Genomic DNA, 9,584 nt, shown 5'->3' on the forward strand with positions numbered 1-9,584 from the left:
CACTGCTCCTCACCGGATGCGGAACCTCCGCCCCTTCGCCCTCCTCGTCGCCGTCGGCCCCGGAGGAGTTGAGAGGGCGGGACGCCGGCGTGTGGCGGCGGGTGCGGGACGGGGGTGGGGGCGTGGCGGTGGGTGTCGATCTCACCGATGCGGGGGCGACCGCCGCCGCGTTGCGGCGGGTGCCGGGGCCCGTGCGGGCCGTGGTGCACTGCGCGGGGCTGGTCGCGGGCGGTCCCGTCGCCCGTACCCGGCCGGAGGAGCTGCGGGAGCTGCGGGACGCGAAGGCCGGCGCGCTGCGTCACGTACTGGACGGCATCGACACGGAGGAGCTGCGGCACCTGGTGGTGTTCGGGTCGGTCACGGCGCGGGCGCCGCACCGGCACATGGGCGGGTACGCACTCGCCAACGAGGTGCTGCGGCGCGAGACGCTGCGCCTGGCCCCGCGCCTGCCGCACTGCGCGACGGTGGTCGCCGAGTGGTCGCTGTGGAGCGGGGCAGGGCAGGCCCATGCCATGGGCGCGGTGGCGCAGGCGCGGCGGATGGGCATGGTGCCGGTGGCGCTGCGGCCCGGCATGGCCGCACTGTCGGCGCTCCTCGCCCGCCCTGCCGGGCCCGGTCACGCGGAGGCGCTGGTGCTCACCGGGGCCGGTGATCCCACGTTCCCGCCGCCAGGACGGGTCGTCTGACGCCTTGCCAACTTGAAAGAAGGCACGCCGCTCGAAAGCACTTAACTTACATATAGCGATGCGCCCCCAACGGAAGGAAGCGCAGAACATGGCTATCGACTTGTGCAACAAGTCCCCGGCCGCTCTCGCCGACGGCAAGGCCGGGGCGTGGGCGGACGCGGCGGCGGACCCCGTCCTCCTGGAGGACCTGGGTACGGAGCAGCGGGACGCCCTGAACTTCGCGTACCGCACCACCCTCAGCAACGTCGACCCGCGCTTCGTCGCCGGTGACCCCGCGGCCTGGGCCAGCGACTTCGGCTATGCCCTGGACCGGGTGGCCATCCGGCTGGACAACCGCAGCAACGACGAGCTGCGCGAGCAGGCGCTGAACCACCCCGACCCGGCGATGCGCGAGCAGGCGCTGTTCGAGTACGCGGACCGGGACCACGGCGACGCGATCGAGCTGCTGGCCGAGGCCATCCGCAACGACCGCGACCGCCAGGTGCGCTGGGACGCGCTGTGGGCGGTGGAGAAGCTCGGCGGCCCGGAGGCCGTGGCGACGCTCCAGACGTTCCTGAAGGACTCCGACCCGGAGATCGCCGAGTGGTCCAAGCTGTTCATCAGCGAGCTGCAGACCGGTGACCCGGCCTTCGACGGGCGGGCCGGCAGGTTCACGCCGGGCCGCACCTTCGACGAGACGATCTTCCTGCTGATCCACTGCGACCTCTATGTGCGGCTGGACGACTCCAACCAGCACTGGGGCAAGATCTCGCTGGCCCCGCAGGGCCTGGCGCGGATCTACGGCCAGGCGCACGCCTGCCCGAACGTCGCGACCCGCGAGAAGCAGCTCGTCATCGCGAAGACCATCGAGGGTCTGCACGCCGACGGCTCCCCGCACGTCGACAACTACCTGTTCCGCGGCTTCACGGACCGTACGCGCCGGGACCGGGGCAACTTCTTCTTCGAGTCGCTGGTGCCCCGGCCGTTCTTCAAGTCGGGCCGCGCCGACGACCCGTCGGCCGGGGTGCGCGAGGCCAACATCGGCTTCGCCCGCTACGGCACCTGGCACCTGGAGCCGCAGTTCAAGGTGCACGACGAGTGGGCGATCCGGTACGTACGCGGCCGCTTCCAGGGCTGGGGCCACGTCAACCTCGCCCGGATCGCGGGCAAGCCGCTGGAGGAGATCCTCACGCCCGGCAACGGCGTCCTGTCGACCCTGCACGACCCCGAGGTCGGCCCGATGACCAACGCGTTCATCCTCGGCACGTTCAAGGGCAAGCTGAACGACTGGGACGGCGACGGCGTCATCGACCTGAACTCGCGCGACGTGTACTCGACCGTCGACGGCGAGATCGACAGCGACCAGGACGGCGTCCCCGACGAGCCCGGTCTGACCTGCTGCGACTGGACCACACAGCAGCAGCTTCCCTGACGTCCCGCATCCACCGAAAGGGGAGAGATGTCCACCGAGACGCAGCAGCCGTCCGTGGTCTACGGCCGCCCGGTGACCACCGACGGCGTGCCCAACCGCTACTCCGGCACCGACGTGACGCCCTGGACGCCGCCCGTTCCGGGCATCGACAACCTCGGCATCACCTCGGTCGACACCTTCGCCGTTCCCGGCGTCGGTGAGTACACCGTGTCGTTCAGCGGCTTCGTGCGCGTGGTGCGCTCCGAGCCGACCTCCGACGAGTGGTCGAACGCCGAGGTGTACACCAACCTCATCGAGATGAAGATGGAGGGCTCCTGCGAGGAGCTCGGCCCCATCACCGTCACGCTCAACCCGGACTGCCTGTCCGCCGGGCAGATCCGCACCCCGTTCGACCCGTACGCGGGTGAGGGCCCGGCCGCCAAGGCGTGCCGTATGGCCGTGGGCGCCATCTTCGACATGCCGAAGCTGGGGCTGAAGCTGGTCAACAAGGAGCCGATCATCCTCACGATCGACGACGTGCGCCAGATTCCGCCGGCCGGCTCGCCCGGCAAGGGGCAGATCTACCGGATGCTGCCGCTGCACGACATCAAGCACCAGGACGAGGCGCCGGTCGCCTATGTGACGAGCCTGCGCTTCACGATGGGCGGCTACCTGCCCAAGGAGGAGTTCGGCAAGTAAGGCACGGCGGTGGCCGGCGGGGACGACGCCCCGCCGGCCGCTTTCTCGTACGCACCCTCGTACGCACCCGTAGTGAGGAAGGTGGCCATGACAGCCGAAGCCCCCCGTCCGCGAGCGCCGTTCCCGCCCATCGGCCGCGCCGCCGCGGCCTTCCCGCCGCTGCAGGGCAGCGCCGTACCCGTCGCGCAGGAGCGGTGGGAGCGGCTGGTCAGCACCGTCACCGTGCCGGAGTCCCCCGGTGAGGTGTGGGCCGCGCTCACCGATCCCGCGCGGGTGGCGCAGTGGCTCGCGGTGTGCCGCGGCGCCTGGGCCACGGCCGGGCGCGAGTCGATGCTGGACTTCGAGGACGGCGAGTTCTTCTGGTGCCGCACCCTCGCCGCCGTACCGCCCCGTGCGCACGGTCCGGGCAGGCTGCGGCTGCTGTGGCGGTGGGTGGGGGTCGGGCCGGCCACGGCGGTGACGTGGACGGTCGCCCCCGCCGACCCGATGGGCGGGGCGGGCGGCTGCACGGTCACCGTGGTCGAGGAGGCCGAGAACCCGCCGTCGGACTGGCGGTCGTGGAACGGGATGGGCTGGCCGGGCATCCTCGACCAGCTGGCGGCGCATCTGCGGACGGGGACCGGCTGGCGGTGGCCGTGGCGGCGGGTCGGCCCGTACCTCCAGATCCCGCTGCCCGTGCCGCCGTACCGGGCGTGGCAGGAGCTCACGAGCGCGGGCGGGGTGCAGCACTGGCTGCAGCGCTCGACGGGGGCTCTGGCGCCGGACGAGGAGCTGACGCTCGTCATGGGCGACGCCAGCGGGACGGTGCGGATGCGGGTGACGCGGATGGTGGACGCCGCGCAGGAGTTCCCGTCGTACATGCCGTACCTGGAGTTCGAGCTGCGGCGGCCGTCGTGGACGGCGGCGCTGGGCGGGCGGCTGTGGATCGAACCGGCCGGGCTTGAGGGGTCGTTGCTCCAGGTCTGCCACTTCGGGTGGGAGAACCTGGACATCGCGGATCCGGTGACCGAGCGGAAGCTGCTGACGGGCTACTGGACGGCCGCCGCGGGCCGCGCGCGGACGCTGTTCCTGCCGCAGGGCGCGCCGGTCGGGCCGCACGGGTGGTCGGTGAGCGGGGCGGCCGCCCAGCCGGGGGCCGTGCCGGGGATGCCGGACGGTGCGATGACCGGGATGAATGGGATGCCGGGGATGCCCGCCGGGGCCATGCCCGGGATGCCGCCGGGGACCGATCCGGTGGAGGTGCGGGAGTTCCTGGAGCGGGCCGTCGGCGAACTCGGCTCGGCCATGGCGGGTGTGCTGTGCGCGCTCGGCGTACGGCTGGGGCTGTTCACCGCGCTGGCCGGGGGCGGCCCGGCGACGCCCGGCGAACTCGCGGAGCGCACCGGCCTTTCGGAGCGGTACGTCACCGAGTGGCTACGCGGTCTGGCCGCCGCCGGGTACGTGGAGCACGGGCCGGACGACGGCCGGTTCACGCTCCCGGCGGCGCACGCGGCGGTGCTCGCGTTCGAGGGGTCGCCGTTCCACATGGCGCCCGGGTACGCGCTGCTGCCGCCGCTCGCGGCCGCCGTCGACGAGGTCGCGGATGCCTTCCGCACCGGTGGGGGCGTGGCCCGTTCGACGTACGCCGACGGGCTGTTCACGGCGATGGAGCGGATGAGCGCGACCTGGCTGGACGGGCTGCTGACGGACCGTTGGATCCCGGCCGTCGACGGGCTGCTGCCCGCGCTGGAGAAGGGCGGGGCGGTCGCGGACATCGGCTGCGGCGGCGGGCGCGCGCTGCTGCGGATGGCGCAGGCCTTCGAGAACTGCCGGTTCACGGGGTACGACCTGCACGGCCCGAACGTACGGCGCGCCCGCGAGGCCGTCGCCGCCGCCGGTCTCGACGGCCGGGTGACGGTGGAGGAGGCCGACGCGGGCGACGCGCTCGCGGCCCTCGCGGCGAAGGACGGCGAGCCGGGGGCGGGCGGGCCGCTGGTCCTGGTGACCCTGTTCGACGTGCTGCACGACGTCGCCGCGCCCGAGGAGTTGCTGCGCACCGTACGGGAGGCGCTGGCGCCGCACGGGACGCTGCTGGTGCTGGAGTCGGTGTCCGCCGACGACCCCGCCGACAACACCGGGCCGCACTCCACCGTGCTGTACGCCACGAGCACCCTGTACTGCCTGCCGACCGCGCTGGCCGACGGCGCCCCCGGCCTCGGCACGCTGGGGCTGCCGCCCGGCCGGATCCGCGAGCTGGCGGACGCGGCAGGCTTCGGCCGGGTCGAACAGGTGCCGACCGGCAATCCGTTCACCGCGCTGTACGCGCTGCGTCCCTAGCGACGACCCAGGAGGGCAGGACAGCCATGGCCGACGACGACGCGTTCGTACGCCTGTTACGACTCAAGGACACGATGACCCCGTGGGCGCTGCGGGCCGCGGTGACGCTCGGCGTCCCCGACCTCGTCGCCGACGGCGAGAAGGACGTCTCCGAACTGGCCGAGCGGTCGGGCACCGTGCCCGGTGCGCTCGGCCGGGTGCTGCGGCTGCTCGCGCGGCGGGGCGTCTTCACGGAGCCGGCGCCGGGTGTGTTCGGGCCGACCGGCCTGTCCCGGCTGCTCCAGGGCGACCACCCGCGCAGCATGCGGCCGTGGCTCGACCTGGAGGGGCCGGTGGCGCGGGGCGACCGGACGTGCGTGCACATCCTGGAGGCACTGCGTACGGGCGGCCCGGTGCACGAGCGGGCGTACGGGCGGCCCGTGTGGGACGACCTGGCGGCCCGGCCGGAGCTGGGAGCCGCGTTCGACGCGGCGATGGCGCAGCGGGCGTCCTGGATCGCCGGGGACGTGGCGGCCGGGTTCGACTGGTCGGCGGTCCGGCATGTGATGGACGTCGGCGGCGGTACGGGGGTGGTGCTGGCCGAGGTGCTGCGCGCCCGGCCGGGGCTGAAGGGGACGCTGTTCGACCGGGCGCCGACGGTGGCGGCGGGGCACGGGGCGTGGGGGGCGTCGGACGCCGGGCAGCGGTGCACGTTCAGCAGCGGCAGCTTCTTCGACACGCTGCCGTCGGGCGCGGACGCCTGCCTGCTCGTCAATGTGCTGCACGACTGGGCGGACGAGCACGCGCTGACCGTGCTGCGCCGGTGCGCCGAGGCGGTCGGCCCGCAGGGGCGGGTGCTGATCGCGGAGCACCTGGTCGAGGAGGGCGCCGGCGGCCCGGGCGCCGCGGGTCTCGCGGAGCTGGATCTGGTGATGATGCTGGTGTACGGGGGCCGGGAACGCCGCCTCGACGAGCTGGCGGAGCTGGCCGGGCGTGCGGGACTGCGGGTCGGTGAGGTGTCGGTGACGCCGCGGGGCCTGTCGCTGGTGGTGTGCGAGGCGGAGGCGTCGGCGGCGTCGGGCTGACCTGTCCGTACGGCGCGGAGAGACGGCGGAAAGCGGCCCGGTGCTGGTGAAGGCACCGGGCCGCTCTCCGTGTACGGCGGCTGCTCAGAGCACGGCGGCGATGGGCTGGTACGGCTCCAGGGCGGCGCGCAGCTCCAGCGGGACGGGTTCGGGTTCCATGCGGTCGCCGTCGCGCCGCCGCATGCAGGCGATGGTCTGGTGGCCGCGGGCGACCAGCTCGCGGGGCCCGGGGGCGGCACGCCAGTAGGCGAAGTCCATGGTGACGCGGCTGCCGGCGACATGGCGCAGCGACATGTGGATGTCGATGTCGTCCAGGGCGCGGCACTCGCGCAGATACTCCATGCCGCAGGCCACGGTGACGAGGGCGAGGCCGTCGTCGAGCGCGGCCACGGTCCGCGGGGCGTGCTCGGCGAGGAAGCTCTCGCGGCAGTGGCCCTGCCAGCGTACGTAGTGGGCGAAGTAGACGTTGCCGGTGAGGTTGGTCTCCTCGAACGGCACGTGATGGCGGTGGACGTAGGCGGGGTGGGTCATGAGGGCGTGTGGTTCCTCTCAGCGGGCGTCCCGGCGGTACGGCGAGCCCCGGTGGGGGTGCCGACGCAGAGGGACACGGCGACGGGGTGGGGCAGTCCGGCGACGTCCGCGACCAGGCTGGCGATGCGGAACTCGCCGCAGCGCAGCAGCACCCAGCCGTCGTCGGCCGCGCGGTCCACGACGAGGGGTGCTCCCGGGTCCGTACCGAGGTCGACGCCGAGCTTGGTGAGGGTCTCGCGGCAGGTCCAGGCGCGGGTGAAGGCGTGCTGCGGGGGTTCGCCGGTGAGGGCGGCGAGCTGCTCGGCTGCGGCCGCGGCCTGCGGGCCGAGTACGTCGTCGCGGCGGCCGGCGGTGGCCGGATCGGTGACGGTGACGGGTTCGGTGACGGTGGCCGGATCGGTGACGCCCTCCCAGTCCACGGCGACGGGCCGGTCGGCCACGGCGACGAGGACGTGGCCGGCGTGGTGGCTGGCCGAGACGAAGCCCTTCTCGGCGACGAGCCGCCCGTCGGGTGCGCGTGTGACGTAGGCGTGCCTGCCGTCCCCGAGCAGGGCGGAGGCGAGCGCCGGGGAACGCCCGGAGGGCCGCCCGTCGCCGTCACCGTCGCCGGGGGCGCCGACGGCCAGGTCGGCCTGGGCGTCGGGCAGCAGCCGGTCGAGTGCGCGGGCCAGGTACGGGCCGAGGAGCTCGGCCGTCCACGGCTCCGTACGGGGCAGCGGGCCGACGTCCTTGAGGCGCAGCCCGTGCCATGTCTCCACGAGGGTGCCGTCGGCGGCCTCGACGGTCAGGTCGTAGCGGTAGCCGTCGGCGTCGTGCGCCGTCTCGTACGCGCGGACGAGGAGCGTGCCGCCGCTCCGTACGGGCCGGTGGATCCGCACCGCGTCCACGGCGACGGGCAGGACCCGGCGGTGCGGGACGCAGCCCTGGAGGAGATGGATGAAGGTGTCCCGCACGCCGGGGTCGCCGAGGGCCAGGTACGGGCTGTGGAACCCGCTGAACCACTCGGCGCCGCCCACCGCGTCCACGACGGCCTCGCAGCGCCGCCCGCCGAGCAGGTCGTAGCGGAGGAGGCGGTGGAAACGGGGACCGTGGAAGAACAGGTCGCCGTAGTACGGCGACCGGCGTCCGGCGCCGGCGGCGGCCGTGGACTCGTCCGGGGCGGCGTCCCGGGACTCGACCAGGGCGGCGTCCGGGGCGGCCGTGGTCCCGGGCGCGGGGGCGGCCGCCGTGGCCGGGTCGTGGCCCGGGAAGCGGCAGCGGGTGCGGAAGTGGTCCACGGCGAAGCCGGTTTCGGAGCTGCGCAGAATCGTTTCTACAGTGCCGTCGTCGTGGCGCAGCGCGGCGACGCGGACGGTCCGCGAGCCGTGGGCGGGCACGGTGACGGGCCGTTCGAAGACGGTGTCCGTGAAGTCGGGCGGCGGCAGCCGCCGCCCGTCCGGCGCGCCGGTGACGGCGGCCGCCGCCTGGGCCATGGCCTCCAGGCCGACGACCGCGGGCAGGACGGGCACGCCGTCGATGACGTGGTCGGCGAGGTACGGGTCCGTGCCGAGGCTCAGTTCCGCGTCGGCGACCAGCTCCACGCCCGGCTGGTGCACCACCGGCTGCTCCAGGAACCGCGACAGCGGCAGCCCCTCGTCGGCGTGGCGCAGCGTCCGCATGCGCGGCAGCCGGCCGGCCACCATGACCGTGCCCGGCAGGTCCGGCGCGGCCAGCAGCGACAGCAGCAGGTCCGTGCCCGTGGCGACCGGGATGGGCGCCACACCCCGGCGGCGCAGGGACTCCACGGCGCCGAGCCGGTGCGCCATGCCGGCGCCCGACCACTGCGACCACTCGATGTTCAGGCAGCGGCAGTGCGGCAGCGCCGCGGCCGTCTCCTCGACGCGGAGCCGCAGCAGTTCGTTGGCGAGTGCGTAGTCGGACTCCCCCGGTACACCGATGCGCGCGATGACCGACCCGAAGGTGACGAGCAGCCGCAGCCGCCCGGTGTCGACGGCGGCGAGTACGGCGTCGAGGCCGCCGGTCTTCGGCGCGGTGGCGGCGTGCAGCCGCTGCGGTGTGAGGGTCTCCAGGAGGCCGGGTTCGTTGAGGCCGGCGCAGTGCAGTACGGCCGTGACGGGCCCGAGGTGTCGGGCGGCCTCGGCGGTGCCGGCGCGGAGGGCGGCCGGGTCGGTGACGTCGGCGCGGAGGTAGCGGACGGTGAGGCCGGCCTCCTGGAACCGCCGCAGGTTGCCGGCGACTTCGTCGTCGTCCTCGGGGCTGCTGCGGCCGACGAGGGCGAGCCGGACGCCGGTGGCGCGGGCGAGCGCGAGGGCGCACTCGGCGCCGATGCCCTTGGCGCCGCCGGTGACGAGGCACACGTCGTCGGGGCCGAGCGGGACGGCCGCCGGGTCGGGCGGGGGCAGGGGCCGGTGGGCGGTGACGAGGAGGTGGCGGGTGCCGTCGTCGTCGTACGTGACCTCGGTGTAGCCGGTGACGCCCCGCGCCGCCTCGGCGGCGGCCCGGCGGATGCCGTCGGGGTGCGGGGGCACGTCGACGACGAGGCACGGCAGGTCGGGGCGTTCGACGGCGATGCTGCGGGCCATGGCGGCGCCGACGCCCCGGTGGTGGACCAGCACGAGCGGGCCCGGTCCGGAGACGGCGGCGTGGACGGCGGCGGCCCAGGTCTCGACGGGCGCGGCCGCCGGGCCCGGCTCGTGCGGCGGGAGGACGACGACCGTGGCGCGCGGCCCGGTGCCGTCGGGGAACGCCTCGCGGATCGTGTCGCCCAGGGGGTGCGCGTCGGCGGCGCGGGTCCAGGCGTACGCGGGGGTGTCCACGGGTGCGGGCGCGGTGTGCGGGCTCGGCACGAGCCGGTGGGTGTACGCGCGCACCCAGGGCCCGACGCCCGCGGCGCTGCCG

General features: G+C 74.7%; 7 protein-coding genes. 5 read left to right on the forward strand and 2 right to left on the reverse strand.

Translation table 11 applies throughout. The annotated features are described in order from the left end of the window. From HTZ82_RS09495 to HTZ82_RS09515, 5 genes are all read left to right on the forward strand, one after another. The coding region (locus HTZ82_RS09495; RefSeq protein WP_175408873.1) for a KR domain-containing protein at positions 1–686 on the forward strand (686 nt) is incomplete at its 5' end. An 88-nt stretch (positions 687–774) separates the two neighbouring features. After that, positions 775–2,097, forward strand: a complete 1,323-nt coding sequence (locus HTZ82_RS09500; protein ID WP_175408874.1) for a HEAT repeat domain-containing protein — start codon at positions 775–777, stop codon at positions 2,095–2,097. 27 nt (positions 2,098–2,124) lie between these two features. Next, positions 2,125–2,775 carry a DUF6073 family protein gene (locus HTZ82_RS09505; protein WP_175408875.1) on the forward strand — a complete coding sequence of 217 codons (651 nt, stop codon included), beginning with the start codon at positions 2,125–2,127 and terminating at the stop codon, positions 2,773–2,775. A gap of 87 nt (positions 2,776–2,862) precedes the next feature. Further along, positions 2,863–5,091 carry a methyltransferase domain-containing protein gene (locus HTZ82_RS09510; protein ID WP_175408876.1) on the forward strand — a complete coding sequence of 743 codons (2,229 nt, stop codon included), beginning with the start codon at positions 2,863–2,865 and terminating at the stop codon, positions 5,089–5,091. A 26-nt stretch (positions 5,092–5,117) separates the two neighbouring features. Next, positions 5,118–6,155 (forward strand): methyltransferase, encoded by a 1,038-nt coding sequence (locus HTZ82_RS09515; protein ID WP_175408877.1) that lies wholly within the window; start codon positions 5,118–5,120, stop codon positions 6,153–6,155. Positions 6,156–6,239: 84 nt separating this feature from the next. On the opposite strand, the gene HTZ82_RS09520 is transcribed toward HTZ82_RS09515, so the two are convergent. Continuing rightward, a complete protein-coding gene (locus HTZ82_RS09520; RefSeq protein WP_175408878.1) occupies positions 6,240–6,686 on the reverse strand; it encodes a thioesterase family protein in 447 nt (148 codons plus the stop codon). After that, a partial coding sequence (locus HTZ82_RS09525; RefSeq protein ID WP_175408879.1) for an SDR family oxidoreductase occupies positions 6,683–9,584 on the reverse strand: 2,902 nt, incomplete at its 5' end. The genes HTZ82_RS09525 and HTZ82_RS09520, both read right to left, overlap by 4 nt.

Source organism: Streptomyces sp. TRM64462 (assembly GCF_013362995.1).
Taxonomy (GTDB): Bacteria; Actinomycetota; Actinomycetes; order Streptomycetales; family Streptomycetaceae; genus Streptomyces.

What these genes read in the sequence shown, in the direction of transcription:
- HTZ82_RS09505 (WP_175408875.1), top strand. Translation starts at nt 2,125, where the DNA reads ATGTCCACCGAGACGCAGCAGCCGTCCGTGGTCTACGGCCGCCCGGTG.
- HTZ82_RS09515 (WP_175408877.1), top strand. Translation starts at nt 5,118, where the DNA reads ATGGCCGACGACGACGCGTTCGTACGCCTGTTACGACTCAAGGACACG.
- HTZ82_RS09510 (WP_175408876.1), top strand. Translation starts at nt 2,863, where the DNA reads ATGACAGCCGAAGCCCCCCGTCCGCGAGCGCCGTTCCCGCCCATCGGC.
- HTZ82_RS09520 (WP_175408878.1), bottom strand. Translation starts at nt 6,686, where the DNA reads ATGACCCACCCCGCCTACGTCCACCGCCATCACGTGCCGTTCGAGGAG.
- HTZ82_RS09500 (WP_175408874.1), top strand. Translation starts at nt 775, where the DNA reads ATGGCTATCGACTTGTGCAACAAGTCCCCGGCCGCTCTCGCCGACGGC.